An 18,663-nucleotide genomic window follows, 5' to 3' on the forward strand; every position below is an offset into this window, starting at 1 on the left:
TCGAACAGCGACGATCGGGGCCGGCGCGAAGCCGACGTCCCACGTCCGGACTCGAACGCAGGTAGTGAAGGAAGAGGTGTCGGTTGGACCCGCGAGACAATCTTGGGGTCGGCGGCGACGGCCAGGATGCCGGGGAGTACGAGCCTTTTCCCCTTTCCGCGGCCCAGCTCGGAATCTGGTACGCCCAGCACGGCACACCGGATGTACCGATCACGATCTCGCAGTACATCGATCTTCGTGGCGATCTCGACTGCGACGTGCTCGCGGAGGCGAGTCGCCGCGCCGGCCTGGAACTGAAGTCGGGCTTCCTGCGGATCTTCGAGTCCGGCGGAACGCCGCTGCAGCTCGTCGACCCGGACCTGTCGGCCGACCAGGAGCGGGTCGACCTGCGGTCCCACCCGGACCCCGAGGCCGCCGCGCTGGACTGGATGCGCCGGCGCTACAGCGCCCCGTTCGACATCCTGAACGACCGGTTGATCTCGGCTGCCGTCCTCCGCTTGGCCGACGATCGGTACTACTGGTTCGCCTTGGTCCATCACGTCGCCCTGGACGGCTGGGGCTCGATGAACTTCATGGTTCGGGTGGCCGAGATCTACACCGCGATGATCGCCGGCACCGAGCCACCCGCCGTGCGCGACGTGTCGCTGGTCGACCTGCTCGATGCCGAAGTTCGTTATCGCGGTAGTTCTCGGTTCGAGAAGGACGGCGAGTACTGGCTCGAACAGATCGCCGGTCTGGACGTGCCGACCAGTTTGAGCCTGCGGGTCGCCGGTCCGGCGCCGATGAAAGAGGTCGCCTCGGCGACCCTGCCGACCGACGTCACCGCCGACATCGACGCGTTGGGCGCCCGCTCGGCGGTGGTGATCGCGGCCTTCGCGGCCTATCTAGCCCGGATGACCGATCGCCGCGACATCGTGATCAGCCTGCCGGTGACCGCCCGGACCACGGCGTCCGCGCGCAGCGGCGGCGGCATGCTGTCCAACATCGTCCCGCTGCGGCTGCGGATCGACGCCGACACCACGATCGCGTCGTTGCTGGGCGAGGTCCAATTACGGCTGACCGGTGCGCTGCGGCACCAGCTGTACCGGCACGAGGACATCCGGCGCGACTCGGCCAGCCCGGACGCCGGTCTGTTCGGGCCGAGCGTGAACGTGATGCTGTTCCACGGCGCGATTCCGTTCGGCTCGATCATCGGCGAGCTGAACGTGCTCTCCACCGGCGCGATCGAGGATCTGGGCGTCAACCTGTACCAGAACATCGAGGGTTCGCGCCTCAACCTGGATTTCGAGGGCAATCCGAATCGGTACACGGCCGCCGAGCTCGACGCGTTGCACCGACGTTTCGTCGAATACCTGGGCCGGTTCGCGGCGGGCGAACCCGACCGCCCGGTGGTCGGGGTGCCGCTGATCTCGGCACCGGAGCGGGCGCTCGCCCTGACCGGATGGTCGACTCCGGGGTTGCCGATCAGCCCGAGCGTGACCTTGGCCGGCTGGTTCGCCGACTCGGTTCGCGCCTGGCCGGACCGCCCGGCCGTGTCGGTCGACGGGCCGGCGTGGTCGTACGCCGAACTGGGTGATTTCGCGTTCCGGCTGGCCCGCCTGCTGATCGAACGCGGCGCGCGGCCGGGGACCTTGGTGGCGGTTGCGATGCCGCGCAGCGAGGCGCTGATCGGCGTGCTCGCCGCGGTGGTGTCCACCGGCGCGGGCTACCTACCGGTCGATCCCGGCTATCCGGCCGATCGCATCGAATACATCCTCGGCAGCGGCGACCCGGTGGTCGTGGTGACCACGGCGGCCGGGCGAGACGTGGTGTCCCGGCACGACGTGGACGTCCTGGTCGTCGACGACCTGGATCTGTCCGGCTACTCGGGCGCGCCGGTGACCGACGCCGACCGCGCCGCGCCGCTGGTCGGCTCCGACCTCGCCTACGTGATCTATACCTCCGGCTCCACCGGACTGCCCAAGGGCGTCGCGATCGAGCATCGCAACGTGGTGTCCCTGTTGACCAACACCGCCGACCTGTTCGACTTCGACGAGCGCGACGTGTGGACGATGTTCCACTCCTACTCGTTCGACTTCTCGGTGTGGGAGCTGTGGGGGGCGCTGCGATACGGTGCCGAGTTGGTGGTCGTCGACCCGCTGACCGCCCGCTCGCCGGAGCTGTTCCATCAGCTCGTCGCGCGCCGCGGGGTCACGGTGCTGAATCAGACCCCGTCGGCGTTCTACCAGTTCGCCGAGGCGGACCGGCTCGCCGGAAGTCCGCTCACCGCGCTCCGCCAGGTGATCTTCGCCGGGGAGGCGCTGGAGCCGCCGAAGCTGCGCGAGTGGTTCGCCCGGTACGCCGGCACCGGCCCGCGTCTGGTGAACATGTACGGCATCACCGAGACGACCGTGCACTCGTCGTTCGGTGTGGTCACCCCGGAGATCGTCGCGGCCGATGCGAGTGACATCGGCCGGGCGCTGCCCGGTCTGCACCTGTACGTACTCAACGAGCGGCTGGAGCCCGCGCCGATCGGGATGGTCGGCGAGATCTACGTCTCGGGCGGCCAGCTCGCCCGCGCATACCAGGGTCGGCGGGATCTGACCTCGACCCGATTCGTCGCCGATCCGTTCGCCGGGTCGGGCGAGCGGATGTACCGCAGCGGCGACCTCGCCCGCTGGACGGCCGGTGGCGCCCTGGAGTACCTGGGCCGATCCGACCTGCAGGTGCAACTGCGCGGGTATCGGATCGAGCTCGGCGAGGTGGAAACCGGGTTGGTCCGATGTGCCGGGGTGGCGAATGCCGCGGCCGCGATCCGGACCGATCGATTGGCCGACCGATTGGTCGGTTATGTCGTTCCGCAGGCGGGGGTGACCCTGGACCCGAGCGATGTGCGGCGTGCGGTCGGCGCCGTGCTGCCGGGCTACATGGTGCCGGACGCGGTCATGGTGCTGCCCGAGCTGCCGCTGACCGCGAACGGCAAGCTGGATCGGAAGGGCTTGCCGGAGCCGGTTTTCGAGCTACGCGAGTATCGCGCGCCGAGCAACCCGCTGGAGCAGACCATCGCCGCGGTGTTCGCCGACGTGCTCGGCGTGTCGCAGGTGGGCGCGGACGACGACTTCTTCGGCCTGGGCGGCAATTCGCTGATCGCGGCAAAGGCGGCCCGGCAACTGTCCAACACGCTCGGGGTTTCGGTACCGGTGCGGACCTTCTTCGCCTCGTCGTCGGTGGCGGAGCTGGCGGCACAGCTGTCCGACGGACCGGCGGACGACGACAACCGGGTGCCGGTGCGCCGGTACGAGCGGCCGGCCGATATGCCGCTGTCGCTGGCGCAGCAACGGATCTGGTTCCTGAATCGGATGGATCCGGAGTCGGCGACCTACAACGTGCCGGTCGTATTGCGGCTCGAGGGCAACGTGGACGTGCCGGCGTTGGTCGGGGCCGTGCACGACGTGGTTTCCCGGCACGAGTCGCTGCGGACCGTTTTTCCCGAGGACGCCGGCGCTTTCCAGCAGATCCTGACCCCGGACGAGGTCGAGTTCGAGGTCGATGTCGTCGACGTGGCCGAGGCCGAGCTGACCGCCGCGCTGGCCGAGTTCGCCGGTCGCGGTTTCGATCTGACCCGGGAGATCCCGATCCGATCGCGGATCCTGCGAGTGGCTCCGAACGACGTGGCGATGGTCTTCGTCGTCCATCACATCGCCTCCGACGGTCTGTCGTTGCGCCCGTTGTCGAACGACCTGACCGAGGCGTACTCGGCGCGCGTCGCCGGGTTGGCGCCGAACTGGCAGCCGCTACCGGTCCAGTACGCCGACTACACGCTGTGGCAGCGCGACGTGCTGGGTGACGAGGCCGACCCGGAGTCGGTCGCGGCGCGTCAGATCGCCTACTGGAAAAAGGCTTTGGCCGGAATTCCGGAGGAGCTGGAGCTGCCGCTGGATCGGCCGCGGCCGCCGGTCCAGTCGTTCGTCGGTCACCGGGTCGGGTTCGATATCGATCGCGAGGTGTATGCCGGGCTGGTCGAACTGGCGCGGACCCGCAAGGTGTCGTTGTTCATGGTCGTGCACGCGGCGTTCGCGGTGCTGCTGGATCGGCTCTCGGCCACGCGGGACATCGTGATCGGGACGGCTCAGGCGGGCCGTGCCGACGCCGCGTTCGACGACTTGATCGGGATGTTCGTCAACACCTTGGTGCTGCGCACCGAGCTGGACAACGCGACGTCGTTCGGCGATCTGCTGATCCAGGTACGTGAGGTGGACCTGGCGGCGTTCGCGAACGCCGACGTGCCGCTGGAGCGGTTGGTCGAGGTGCTGAACCCGGTTCGGTCGCAGGCCCGGCATCCCCTGTTCCAGGTGTTCCTGGCGTTCCAGAACATGCACGAAGCCGGGATGGAGTTGCCCGAGCTGACGGTCGAGGCACGCGAGGTCGACGTCGACGTGGCGAAGTTCGACCTGCAGTTGATGATCTACGAACGGCCGGGCGGCGCGGCCGACGGCGCTGGTCTGCGCGCCGAGTTCGTCTATGCGACAGATCTTTTCGATGAGTCGACGATCCATGGGTTCATCGAGCGACTGCACCGCATCCTGGCCGGGGTGGTTGCGGACCCGCGGCGGGCGATCGGTGATCTGGCGATTCTGGCCGACGGGGAGCGCGCGGAGCTGGTCTCGCGGACCGGCGCACCGTGGTCGGGGCGGCCGCGCACGCTGGCGACGATCATCGCCGATGCGGTGTCGGTCGATCCGGACGGTGTGGCCGTCGTCGAGGGCGACGAGGTGCGCACCTACCGGCAGCTGGACCGGGAGTCCGATCAGCTGGCGCGGCTGTTGATCGCTTCCGGAGCGGGGCCGGAATCGTTTGTTGCGGTGGCGATTCCGCGGGGGATCGGGTCCGTGCTGGCGGTCTGGGCGGTGGCCAAGGCCGGCGCCGCGTTCCTGCCGGTCGACCCGGGCTATCCGATCGAGCGAATCGCGCACATGGTGCGCGACTCGGCGGCGGTGCTGGGCTTGACCGGGATCGAGCACCGGGCGAAGCTGCCCGACGACCTGCATTGGATCGTGCTGGACGACGGCCTGACCCGGCGGCGGTACTCGGCGCTGTCGACGGAGCCGGTGACCGACGCCGACCGGCTCGCGCGGTTGTCGGTCGATCACCCGGCGTACCTGATCTACACGTCGGGTTCGACCGGTCGGCCCAAGGGCGTGGTGGTATTGCACGCCGGTCTGGCACCGTTCGGTGCCGAGATGCGGTACCGGTTCGGTGTCGACAGTGCGTCGCGGACCCTGCATTTTGCTTCGCCGAGCTTCGATGCCTCGGTCCTCGAGCTGCTGTTGGCGCTCGACGCCGCGGCGACGATGGTGATCGCGCCGCCGAGTATCTACGGTGGCGCCGAACTCGCGGATCTGCTTCGGGCGCAGCACGTCACCCACGCCTTCGTGACCCCGGCGGCGCTCGCCTCGGTCGATCCGGCGGGTCTGCCGGAGCTGCGCACCGTGGCGGTCGGCGGCGAGGCCTGTCCGACCGATCTGGTCGCACGCTGGTCGATCCATGTCGATCTCTTCAACGCCTACGGTCCCACCGAGGCCACGGTGGCGACCAGCATCTCCGATCCGCTGCGGCCGGACGAGCCGGTGACGATCGGCGGACCGATCCGGGCGGCGGCGAACTACGTGCTCGACGACCGGCTGCACCCGGTGCCGGACGGGATTCTCGGTGAGCTCTATGTCGCCGGGATCGGTGTGGCCCGCGGGTATCACAACCGGCCGGGGCTGACCGCGAGCCGCTTCGTCGCCGATCCGTTCGGCGCACCGGGCAGCCGCGCCTATCGCACCGGCGACCTGGTCCGGTGGTCCCGACGGTTTGCCACTCCGGCGCTGATCTACCTGGGGCGTAACGACTTCCAGGTGAAAGTGCGCGGTTTCCGGATCGAGCTCGGGGAGATCGACGCGGCGCTCGCGGCGCATCCGGAGGTGGATTTCGCGGTCACCATGGGCCGGACCGGTCCGGTCGGGATGCCGCAACTCGTCGGTTACGTGCACCCGGTCGCCGGCGCCGAGCCGACGCCCGCGGAGTTGGCCGATTTCGTCGGGCAGCGACTGCCCGCACACATGGTGCCCACCGCGATCATCGTGCTGGACGCGGTGCCGCTGACCCCGCAGGGCAAGCTGGACCGGAAGGCGTTGCCGGCGCCCGAGTTCGTCAGCAAACTGTTCCGGCCGCCGGTCACGGTGGTCGAGGAGATCGTGGCCGGCATCTTCGGCGAGGTGCTCGCGGTACCGCGGGTCGGTGCGGACGACGACTTCTTCGAGCTCGGCGGCAACTCGCTGATCGCGACCCAGGTGGTCTCCCGGCTCGGTGCCGCGCTGCGCACCACGGTGCCGGTGCGGGTGCTGTTCGAGGCCACCACCGTGGAGGCGCTGGCGGCTCGGGTGGAGCAACATGCCGGCGCCGGCGGCCGGCAACCCCTGGTCGCCGCGGCCCGGCCGGCGCGGATTCCGCTGTCGCTGGCCCAGCAGCGGATGTGGTTCCTCAATCGCTTCGACGGCGATTCCGCGGTGAGCAACATTCCGGTGGCCATCCAGTTGCTCGGCGAGCTGGACGTGCCGGCGCTGCAGGTCGCGATCATCGACGTCGCGGATCGGCACGAGTCGCTGCGGACGGTATTTCCGGATTCCTCGGTGGGCCCGCGGCAGGTCGTGCTCGACGCCGCGCAAACCGTTCCGGACCTGACCCCGGTCCCGGTGACCGTGGACGAGCTGCCGGCGCGGCTGGCCGAGCTGGCCTCGATCGGTTTCGACGTCTGCACCGAGGTTCCGCTGCATGCCAGGCTGTTCGAGCTCGGCGAGCGGGACTACGTGCTGGGCTTGGTGGTGCACCACATCTCGGCGGACGGTTGGTCGATGAGCCCGCTCGCGCGGGATGTGATGGTGGCGTATTCCGCGCGTTCGGTCTGGGACGCTCCGGCGTGGGCGCCGCTGCCGGTGCAGTACGTCGACTTCGCGCTCTGGCAGCGGGAGGTGCTCGGCGCCGAGTCGGACCCGGACTCGCTGATCGCCCGCCAACTGCGGTACTGGTCGACCAACCTGGCCGACCTGCCGGATCAGCTCGATCTGCCCAGCGACCGGCCGCGGCCGGCGATCGCCTCGTTCCGCGGCGACACGGTCCGATTCGAGATCGACGCGCAGCTGCATGCGGCGCTCAACAACTTTGCCCGGGCGCGCGGGGCGACCTTGTTCATGGTCGTGCACGCAAGCCTGGTGTTGCTGCTGTCGAAACTGTCCGGCAGCCACGACATCGCCGTCGGCACCCCGGTCGCCGGCCGGGGTGATCCCGCGCTCGACGATCTGGTCGGGATGTTCGTCAACACGTTGGTGTTGCGGACGCAGGTCGACGACACCGGCTCGATCGCCGATCTGCTGGTCCGGGTGCGCGAAGGCGACCTGGCCGCGTTCGGGCACACCGACGTGCCGTTCGAGCGGCTGGTCGAGGTGCTGAATCCGGCGCGGTCACGGGCCCGGCATCCGCTGTTCCAGGTCATGCTGGCGTTCCAGAACCTGGCTCGGACCGAGCTGGAGCTGCCCGGGTTGTCGGTCAGCGAGGTGGCGTTCGACACCCCGACAGCGCGATTCGATCTGCAGCTGACGCTCAGCGACCATGTCGGCCGGCACGGCGAGCCGGCCGGGATCTCGGCCGAGCTCAGCTATGCGACGGATCTGTTCGACCAGTCGTCGATGTATGTGTTCGCCGAACGCTTCGTCCGGGTCCTGCGCGCCGTGGTGGCCGAGCCGGACGCGGCGGTACGGGCGGTGTCGGTGCTCGGCGAGGACGAGCGGTCGCGGGTCCTGACCGGTCCGGCGTTGGGGCTGTCCGAGGTGTTGCCGGCAGACACGCTGGCATCGGCGTTCGCCGGCCAGGTAGAACGTTCGCCGGAGGCGCCGGCGGTCGTGTTCGCCGGGGATACGCTCGACTACGCCGAGTTCTCCGCCCGGGTGAACCGCTTGGCGCGCGGGCTGATCGAGCTCGGGGTCGGGCCCGAATCGTTGGTCGCCGTAGCGATTCCACGGTCGATCGAGATGCTCACCGCGATCTACGCGGTGACCGTCGCCGGCGGCGGGTACGTCCCGGTCGATCCGGACCAGCCGGCCGAACGGGTGCGGTACGTGTTGGCGTCGGCCGCCCCGGTGGTGGTGCTGACCGCGGGTGGATCGGTCGGGGCCGTCCCCGGACTGGTGCGCGACGTACGGACCTGGGAGGTATCCGGGTACGCCGATGCGCCGGTGACCGACGCCGAGCGCTCGGCCCCGGTGCGACCGGAGAACACGGCCTACGTGATCTTCACGTCGGGTTCGACCGGCCGGCCGAAAGGTGTGGCCGTATCGCACCGCGCGGTGCTGAACCGGCTGCGTTGGATGCAGGCGGAGTACCAGCTCCGCGCCGACGAAGCGGTGCTGCAGAAGACGCCGGTCACCTTCGACGTCTCGGTCTGGGAGTTGTTCTGGCCGTTGCAGGTCGGGGCTCGCCTGGTGATCGCCCGACCGGACGGACATCGCGATCCGCACTATCTGGTCACCGTGATCGCCGCGGAGCAGGTCTCGATGCTGCACTTCGTGCCGTCGATGCTGAGCGTGTTCCTGGCCGAGGGGGCGGTCCGGCCGTGCAGCTCGCTGCGCGCGGTGTTCGCCTCCGGTGAAGCGTTGCCGGTGTCGGTTGCCCGGCGGTTCCGGGAGCTGCTGCCCGACGTCGCGTTGCACAACCTGTACGGCCCGACCGAGGCTGCGGTCGATGTGACCTTCCACCCGGTGTCGGTCGCGGACGGATTCTCCGTGCCGATCGGCCGCCCGGTGTGGAACACCCGGGTGTATGTGCTGGATCCATGGCTGACGCCGGTCCCGGTCGGGGTGGTCGGCGAGCTCTACCTGGGTGGCGCGCAGCTGGCGCGCGGATATCTGGGCCGACCGGATCTCACCGCCGACCGGTTCGTCGCCGATCCGTTCGATCCGGACCCGGCGGGTGGCGCCCGGCTGTACCGGACCGGTGATCTGGTCTCCTGGAACAGCTCCGGCGAACTCGAATACGTCGGTCGGGCGGATTTCCAGGTGAAGCTGCGCGGGCAGCGGATCGAGCTCGGCGAGATCGAAGCGGTGCTCGCCGACGTGGCCGGGGTGGGCCAGGTCGTGGTCACCGTGATGGACGGCGAACTGGGCCAGCAGCTGGTCGCCTACCTGGTACCGGCCGATCCGGTGCCCGGGGTGGACGCGGACCGGGTGCGGGTGGCCGCGGCGGATCGGTTACCGGTGTACATGGTGCCGAGCGCGTTCGTGGTGTTGCCCGAGCTGCCGCTGAATTCGGCCGGCAAGCTGGACCGGCGCGCCCTGCCGGCGCCTCAGGTGCAAGTCCGGGAGTTCCGGCCGCCGTCCACGCTGGTGGAGGAGATCGTCGCCGGCGTGTTCGCCGATGTGCTCGGGCTGGACCGGGTGGGCGTGGACGACGACTTCTTCGAGCTCGGCGGCAACTCGTTGGTGGCGACGCAGGTCGTGGCGCGACTCGGCGAGGCGCTGAATGCCGTGGTGCCGCTGCGCACCCTGTTCGAGGTCGCGTCGGTGGCCGGCCTCGCGGCCCGGATCGAGTCGCATGTCGACTCCGGGCGGATTCCGCTGACCGCGTGGGCTCGCCCGGATCGGGTTCCGTTGTCGTTGGCCCAGTCCCGGATGTGGTTCCTGAACCGGTTCGACCCGGACTCGGCGGCGTACAACGTCCCGTTCGCCGTGCGCTTGACCGGCATGTTGGACGTGGCGGCGCTGCGCGCGGCACTGGCCGATGTGGTCGCTCGGCACGAGGTGCTGCGGACGGTCTACCCGGAATACGACGGGATCGGGTACCAGCAGATCCTGGACCCGGCCGACGCCGGGATCGAACTGGAACTCGGCGAACGGGTGACCGCCGGCGGAGTCGCGGCTGCCGTGGCCGAATTCATGGTCGGCCGGTTCGATGTGACCGCCCGGGTGCCGGTTCGGGCCCGGCTGTGGCCGATCGCCGACGGACCGGCGGCGGACAACGGGTCGGGGCCGGGCGGCGCGCGGGAGACGTTCGTGCTCGCGGTGGTCGTGCACCACATCAGTGGCGACGGCTTCTCGGTCGGTCCGCTGGTGCGCGATGTGATGGCCGCTTACACCGCGCGGGCGCGCGGCCAGGAACCCGGTTGGGCGCCGCTCGCGGTGCAATACGCCGACTATGCGTTGTGGCAACGGGACGTGCTCGGCGACGAGACCGATCCGACCTCGTTGATCGCACACCGGATCGACTACTGGCGGCGCAAACTGGCCGGCCTGCCGGACGAGCTGGGCCTGCCGTTGGACCGGCCCCGGCCGGCGACCGCCAGTTTCCGGGGCGGTTCGCATCGGGTGCGGCTGGGCGCCGGCGCGGTGACCGATATCGCGGCGTTCGCCCGGGCCCAGGGCGTGACGACGTTCATGGTCGTGCATGCCGCGCTGGCCGTGTTGCTGGCCCGGCTGTCCGGTCAGCCGGATATCGCGATCGGTACCCCGGTTGCCGGCCGTGGCGAGGCTGCGCTCGACGATCTGGTCGGGATGTTCGTCAACACCCTGGTGTTGCGCACCGAGGTCGACCCGGCGGACAGCTTCACCGAACTGCTCGGCCGGGTCCGGGAGATCGATCTGGACGCCTTCGGCAACGCCGACGTGCCGTTCGAGCGGTTGGTGGAAGTGCTCGATCCGCCGCGGTCGCAGGCGCGGCATCCGTTGTTCCAGGTGGCGCTCGCGTTCCAGAACCTGGGCGACACCCAGTTCGAGCTGCCCGGCCTGGTCGCGTCCGGGGTCGAGGTCGAGGCGGCGGCCACCCTGGCGAAGTTCGACCTCCAGGTCACCGTGTTGCCGGACACCGACGGTGCCGGGATGTGCTCGGGCACGGGCGGTTGGTCGGTGGACTGGGCCTTCGCGCGCGACATCCTCGACGAGGCCTCGGTGGCCGGGTTCGCCGACCGGTTCGTCCGGCTGCTGGCCGCGGTCACCGCCGATCCGGCGGCGCCGGTAGGGGATGCGGCGTGGTGGTCGGCCGGGGAACGGGATCGCCTGCTGGCGTTGGGTTCCGGGCGGCCGGCCGAGCCGGCGATGTCGGCTGAGTCGGCCGAGCCGGCGATGTCGGCCGAGCCGGCGATGCCGGCCGAGCCGGCGGACACGACGCTGGGCACGATGTTCACCGCTGCGGTCGCGCGATGGTCGGACCGGCCCGCGGTGTCGACCGGAGCGGTCGAGTGGTCCTACGCGGAGCTGGGTGCCCAGGCATTCCGCTGGGCCCGCTTGCTGATCGGGCTCGGCGTCGGCCCCGGCGCCTTGGTGGGCGTGGTGTTGCCCCGCGACGAGCGGTTGGTCGCAGTGTTGGCGGCGATCACGGTGACCGGCGGCGGGTACGTGCCGATCGACCCGGCGGCGCCGGCGGAACGCATCGGCTGGATCCTGGCCGACTCCGCGCCGGCGGTGGTGCTGGTGTCGGCGGCGGATCGGGAGTTGGTCGCCGGCACCGCCGCTCGGGTCGTGGCCGTCGACGAGGTGGACTTGACCGGCTGGTCGGCCGCGCCGGTGCGCGACGCCGAGCGACCCGTCCGGCCGTCGGGGTCGGACGTGGCCTATGTGATCTACACCTCGGGTTCGACCGGTCGGCCCAAGGGCGTGCTGGTGGAACACCGGAACGTGGTCACCCTGCTGGCGAACACGCAGGGGCTGTTCGGGTTCGACGAGTCCGACGTGTGGACGATGTTCCATTCGTACGCATTCGACTTCTCGGTATGGGAGATGTGGGGTGCGTTGGTGCACGGTGGTGCGGTGGTCGTGGTCGACTACTTCACCGCGCGCTCACCGGAAGCGTTCCGCGAGTTGGTGGTCGAGCGCGGCGTGACGGTGCTGAGCCAGACGCCGCTCGCGTTCTACCAGTTCGCCGAGGCGGACCGGGTCGCCGGCGGGGACGGTCTGGCGCTGCGCCAGGTGATCTTCGGTGGCGACGCACTCGACGTGCCGAAGCTGGCCGGCTGGTTCGACCGGCATCCGGCCGGGCCACGGCTGGTGAACATGTACGGGATCACCGAAACGACCGTGCACGTGTCGTTCTCGGTGGTAGCCCCGGCGGCCGGCGGTGCCGGTTCGGCCGGCACCGCCGGCGGTGTTGTTCCCGCCGGCACCGCCGGCACCGCCGGGAGTGTGATCGGTCGCGGGTTGCCCGGGTTGCGGTTGTACGTGCTCGACGCGCGGCTGCACCCGGTCCCGGTCGGGGTCGTCGGCGAGCTGTATGTCGCCGGTGCGCAACTCTCCCGCGGCTACCTGGGCCGTGGTGAGCTCACCGCCGGTCGGTTCGTGGCCGATCCGTTCGATCCGCTCGGCGGGCGGCTGTACCGGACCGGCGACGTGGTGCGGTGGGCCCGGAACGGCGAGCTGGAATATGTCGGTCGTTCGGACGCGCAGGTGCAGTTGCGCGGGTTCCGGATCGAGCCGGGGGAGATCGAGGCCGCGATCACCGCGGACCCCGGGGTATCGCAGGCGCTGGTGCTGGTCCGCGACAGCGAGCTCGGACAGCAGTTGGTGGCCTACCTGGTGGTCGCGCCCGATGCGGCGGTCGATCCGGACGCGCTCCGGCTCCGGATCGGGCAGCAGTTGCCGGAATACATGATTCCGACTGCCTTCGTCACGCTCGATGCGATCCCGCTGACCGTCAACGGCAAGCTCGACCGGCCCGCGCTGCCGGAGCCGGCGATCCGGTCGAGTACCTACCGGGCGCCGTCGTCGCCGATCGAGGAGATCGTCGCCGCAACGTTCGCCGAGGTGCTGGAGGTGCCGCTGGTCGGCGCCGACGACGATTTCTTCGGCCTCGGTGGTAACTCGCTGGTCGCCACGCAGGTGGTGGCCCGGTTGAGCCGAGCGCTGGATACCCGGGTCGCGGTACGTGAGCTGTTCGAGGCGTCGACGGTGGCCGGACTGGCGCTCCGGCTCGAATCGGCGGTCGGTGCCGGCGGCCGGATCGAGCTGACCGCACAGCCGCGGCCGGAGCGGGTACCGCTGTCGCTGGCCCAGTCCCGGATGTGGTTCCTGAACCGGTTCGATCCGGATTCGGCGGCATACAACATCCCGGTTGCGGTGGAGTTGGCCGGGGCGGTCGATCAACTGGCACTGCGTGCTGCGGTCGCCGACGTGATTTCCCGGCACGAGATCCTGCGCACCGTGTACCCGGCGACCGACGACGGTCCGGCGCAGGTGGTCGTGCCGGCCGGGGACGAGATTCCGGAGCTGGTCACCGTCGTCACCACCGCCGAGCAACTGCCCGGTCAACTGGCGGAGTTCGCCGCCCGGCCGTTCGACGTGACGGCCGCCGTCCCGGTGCGGGTGCGGCTGTTCGCGATTCCCGGTGGGCGGCATGTGCTGGTGCTCGCGGCGCAACACATCGCCATCGACGGCTACTCGCTGAATCCGTTTGCTCGCGATCTGGCGGTGGCGTACCTCGCGCGCAGCCGGCACGAGGCGCCGGACTGGAGCCCGCTGCCGGTGCAGTACGCCGACTACGCACTGTGGCAGCGGGCGGTGCTCGGGGACGAGGCCGATCCCGACTCGGTGCTCGCCCGGCAGCTCGACTACTGGCGAAATCAGTTGGCCGGCTTGCCGGATCAGCTCGAACTACCGACCGACCGGCCGCGGCCGGCACTGCAGTCGTTCGCCGGCGGACGGGTGGCGTTCCCGATCGACGCGACGTTGCACGCGCTGCTGCGCGAGCTGGCCCGAGCGGCCGGCGCCAGCCTGTTCATGGTGGTGCACGCCGCCTTCGCACTGCTGTTGGCGCGGCTGTCCGGCACTACCGACATCGCGGTCGGCACGCCGATCGCCGGCCGCGGCGAACCGGCGACCGACGACCTGGTCGGAATGTTCGTCAACACGTTGGTGTTGCGGACCGAGGTCGGCGGCGAGCGGTCCTTCGGGGAGCTGCTCGAGCACGTACGCGAACGCGACCTGAACGCGTTCGCACACGCCGACATTCCGTTCGAACGACTGGTCGAGGTGCTGAACCCGCAGCGCTCCACTGCCCGCCACCCGCTGTTCCAGGTCGGCTTCTCGTTCCAGAACAACGCCCGGACAGCTCTGGAGCTGCCCGGACTGGAGCTGATCGAACACGAATTGGACGCCGGGGTGGCCCAGTTCGACCTGCAGTTGATCGTGACCGACCGGTACGACGCGGCCGGTGCGCCGGGCGGGCTCGATGCGGTGTTCAGTTACGCCACCGAGTTGTTCGACGAGCAGACCGTGCGCGAGTTTGCCGACCGGTTCCAGCGGCTGCTCACCGCGATCCTCACCGATCCGACCCGACCGGTCGGCGACATCGACCTGTTGGCGCCGGACGAACGAACCCGGTTGTTGAACGCGTTCAACGACACCGCGCATTCCGTTGCCGGACCGGCCACCCTGGCCGAGCTGCTCGCCGACCGGCTCACGGCCGACCCCGATGCGGTCGCGCTGGAATTCGACGGCCGCGTCGTCCGGTACGGCGAGCTCGGCCGGCGGGTGAATCGATTGGCCCGGCAGCTGATCGGGATCGGCGTCGGCCCGGAGTCGCGAGTGGCGCTCGCCCTGCGCAGGTCGGTCGAGCTGGTGGTCGGCATGTATGCGGTGACCGCGGCCGGCGGCACGTATGTGCCGGTCGACCCGGATCAGCCGACCGACCGGACGGTGGCGATCCTGGCGACGGCGCAGCCGACCGTGGTGCTGGCTGCGGACGCCGGTTCGATCGACCGCGCGGCGCTGGGGCTCGACCCGTCCGTGCCGATCGTGTGGGTCGACGACGAAGCCGACCGGGCGAGCCTGTCGGCCGATCCGGTGCGATCCGCGGAACGGCGGGCACCGCTGCGCGACACGGCTGCGGCATACGTGATCTTCACCTCCGGATCGACCGGGAAGCCGAAGGGCGTCGTCGTGCCACATGCCGCGGTGATGAACCAATTGGCGTGGAAGGTCGAGGCATTCGGTCTGGACCGGACCGACGCCGTGGTGTTGAAGACCGCGGCCACGTTCGATCTGTCGGTGTGGGAGTTCTGGTCGGCCATCGCCTGCGGCGGCCGGCTGGTGATCGCCGAACCGGGCGGTCAGAACGAGCCGAGTTACCTTGCGGCACTGATGAGCTCGACCGGCGTGACCACGCTGCACGCGGTGCCGTCGATGGTCGAGGCGTTGCTCGCCGTCGACGACGGTCGGTTACCGGCGACGTTGCGCCGGGTGCTGGCGATCGGTGAGGCCTTCCCCGGCTCGGTCGCCCAGGCGGTTCGGGCCGGCAATCCCGGACTCGCGCTGTACAACCTGTACGGCCCGACCGAGGCGGCGGTGTCGGTGACGTACCACGCGGTCGGCGATGCGGATCGGACCGACGTCAGTATCGGTGGGCCGGAATGGAACACCCGGCTCTACGTGCTCGACGAGCGACTCCATCCGGTGCCGGCCGGGGTGGTGGGTGAGCTGTACCTGGGCGGCGCCCAGCTGGCCCGGGGATACCTGGACCAGCCCGCCCTGACCGCAGAACGGTTCGTCGCCGACCCGTTCGGTCCGGCAGCCGGGCGGTTGTACCGGACCGGAGACCTGGTCGCCTGGAATTCGGCCGGCGAGCTGGATTACGCCGGGCGGAGCGACTTCCAGGTCAAGGTGCGTGGTTTCCGGATCGAGTTGGGTGAGATCGAGGCAGCCCTGCGCGACACCGGGCTGGTCCGCAGTGCCGCGGTCGCCGCCCGGCACGACCCGATCCGGGGGACCGACCTGGTCGGATATGTGGTGCCGTCCGACGATGTGGCGCTCGATCTCGACCGGCTGCGGGCGGCGCTGGCCCAGCGGCTGCCGTCGTACATGCTGCCTGCGGCGTTCGTCGAACTGGACCGGCTGCCGTTGAACATCAACGGCAAGATCGATCGAGCGGCGTTGCCGGAGCCGGCGTTCACGGCGCGGGCGTACCGACCGCCGAGTACCCCGATGGAAGCGGTCGTGGCCGGGACCATCGCGGAGGTGCTCGGGCTCGATCAGGTCGGCCTCGACGACAATTTCTTCGCCCTCGGCGGAAACTCGTTGTCGGCGACGCAGGTCGCGGCGCGATTGGGCCGGACGCTGGACCGGACTGTTCCGGTTCGGGTGTTCTTCGAGGCACCCACGGTGGCCGCGTTGGCGGCGGCGGTCGCCGCCCGCCCCGCGGTGGCCGACCGGCGACCGGCGCTGACCGCGCGGCCGCGGCCGGATCAGGTACCGCTGTCGACGGCACAACAGCGGATGTGGCTGCTGAACCGGATCGACCCCACGTCGGCGGCCTACAACATCCCGGTGGTGCTCCGGCTGTCCGGGCTGCTCGATGTGCCGGCGCTGGAAGCGTCGGTGTGGGATGTGATCGAGCGGCACGAGATCTTGCGGACCCGGTACCCCGATACGCCGGCCGGCCCGGTCCAGGAACTGGTGCCGATCAGCGAGGCGATGCCGCCGCTCGTCCCGATCCGGGTCGCCGAAGCTGCCTTGCCGGCCGCGGTCCGCGACCTGATCGGCACCGGATTCGACGTGACGGTGGCCGCCCCGGTGCGGGGCAGTCTGTTCGAGGTCAGCCCCACCGAGCATGTGCTCGCGGTGGTCGTGCACCACATCAGCGGCGACGGATTCTCCATGGTGCCGTTCACCCGGGACGTGATGACCGCCTACCAGGCCCGGGTGGAAAGTGTGAGCCCGGCGTGGGCTCCGCTGCCGGTGCAGTACGCCGACTACGCGTTGTGGCAGCACGAGGTACTCGGCGCCGCGTCCGACCCGGACTCGTTGATGGCCCGCCAACTCGGCTTCTGGCGGCGCGAGCTCGCCGGCCTGCCCGAACTGCTCGATCTACCGACCGACCGCCCGCGGCCACCGGTGCCGTCCGGCGCCGGCGCCGAGATCGAGCTGCGCCTGGACAGCGCGATCGCCGAGCGGCTCGGCAAGGTCGCCGGGGAACACCAGGCGACGGCGTTCATGGTGGTGCACGCGGCGTTCGCGCTCCTGCTGGGCCGGCTCACCGGCAGCACCGATGTCGCCATCGGTGCGCCGATCGCCGGGCGCGGCGAACCGGCGTTGGACGCGATGATCGGAATGTTCGTCAACACCCTGGTCCTGCGCACCCGGATCGACGCCACCGGCACGTTCGCCGACTTCCTCGGCGAGGTCCGGCGGCGCGACCTGGACGCGTTCGGCAACGCGGACGTGCCGTTCGATTCGATCGTCGACGAGCTCGGCGTCGGTCGGTCGCGGGCGTATTCACCGCTGGTCCAGGTGCTCCTCGCGTTCCAGAACATCGGCACCACCGAGCTGCGGCTGCCCGGCCTGGAGATCGCGTTGTCGGACGGGATCACCGAGCACGCTCGCTTCGACCTGCAGCTGACCTGCGCCGAGATCGTCGGCGAGGACGGCCTGCTCGACGGGATGCGGCTCCTGTTCACCTACCGCACCGACCTGTTCACCGAGCAGTCGGTGCAGCGGATCGCCCGGCGACTGATCCGAGTTCTCGATATCGTCACCGACACCCCGGACGTGGTGTTGCGCGAGATCGACATCGCGGACCCGGACGAAGCTGCGGATGTCGTCCGTACCGTGGCCGACCTGCCCGAGTTGGTAGCCGCCGCCGCGGCTGCCGACCCGGATGCAGTGGCCTTCGAGTACGCCGGCAGCGTCGTCCGGTTCGGCGGGTTGCACGAGACGATGGCGGCGGTGTCGGCCACGATGGGGGTCGCATTGACCCCGGAGGCGCAGATTCCGGTCGCGTTGACCCGGTTGGTTCCCGGGATGTTGCCGGCGCTGGGCGCGGATGGGTATGCCGCGATGATCGATTCGTTGCTCGAGGTCGCCGACCGGGTGGGCCGCGGCCTGCGGTGACCGTCCATTTCATCGGCGCCGGCCCCGGGGCCGCGGACCTGCTCACCCTGCGAGCGGTCCGCTTGCTCGGGGCTGCGGACGTCTGCCTGTACGCCGGCACCTATCTCGATCGGGCGGTGCTATCGCACTGCCGGACCGACGCCGAACTGGTCGACACCCAGTACCTCGACCTGGACGCGATCGTCGACGAACTGGTCCGAGCCGACGCGCGCGGCGCTACCGTGGCCCGGCTCTGCTCCGGCGACCCGTCGCTGTACTCGGCGTTGACCGAGCAGACCCGACGGCTGGACGAGCGCGGCATCCGGTGGGATGTGACGCCCGGCGTGCCGGCCTACGCCGCTGCGGCGGCATTGCTGGGGACCGAGCTGACCGTGCCGGAGTCGACCCAGTCGGTCGTGTTGACCCGAGTGGCCGGCACCACCCGGATGCCGGCCACGGAGGCGCTGGCCGGCTTCGCCCGCACCCGCGCGACGTTGGCGCTGCACCTGGCGATCCGCCGGACGCGCGAGCTCGCTGCCGAGCTGACCGCCGAGTACGGCCCGGACTGCCCGGTGGTGGTGGTCTATCGAGCCACCCGGCCGGAGCAGCTGATCATCCGCGGCAGTTTGGCCGATATCGCCGACCGGGTGGAACGGGCCGGCCTCCGCCAAGCGGCGATCATCCTGGTCGGCCCGGTGCTCGCGGCTACCGACTGCGCCGAGTCGCACCTCTATGATCCCGCCCGGCAGCGCCCCGGCCGGCCGGGGCCGACCGAGGCCGGTACCCGGTAGACGGTAGATTT

General features: G+C 70.3%; 2 protein-coding genes. Both read left to right on the forward strand.

Annotation, left to right across the window (positions count from 1 at the left end; all coding sequences use genetic code 11):
• The first annotated feature begins 83 nt into the window (after positions 1-83).
• On the forward strand, positions 84-17,882 hold the full coding sequence (locus tag KV203_RS03760; RefSeq protein ID WP_218821011.1) for a non-ribosomal peptide synthase/polyketide synthase: 17,799 nt from the start codon (positions 84-86) through the stop codon (positions 17,880-17,882).
• Positions 17,879-18,652 carry a precorrin-4 C(11)-methyltransferase gene (cobM, locus tag KV203_RS03765; protein WP_066475143.1) on the forward strand — a complete coding sequence of 258 codons (774 nt, stop codon included), beginning with the start codon at positions 17,879-17,881 and terminating at the stop codon, positions 18,650-18,652. The genes KV203_RS03760 and cobM overlap by 4 nt, the downstream gene beginning before the upstream one ends.
• The last annotated feature ends 11 nt before the right edge of the window (positions 18,653-18,663 follow it).

Source organism: Skermania piniformis (assembly GCF_019285775.1).
In the GTDB taxonomy this organism is placed as follows: Bacteria; Actinomycetota; Actinomycetes; order Mycobacteriales; family Mycobacteriaceae; genus Skermania; species Skermania pinensis.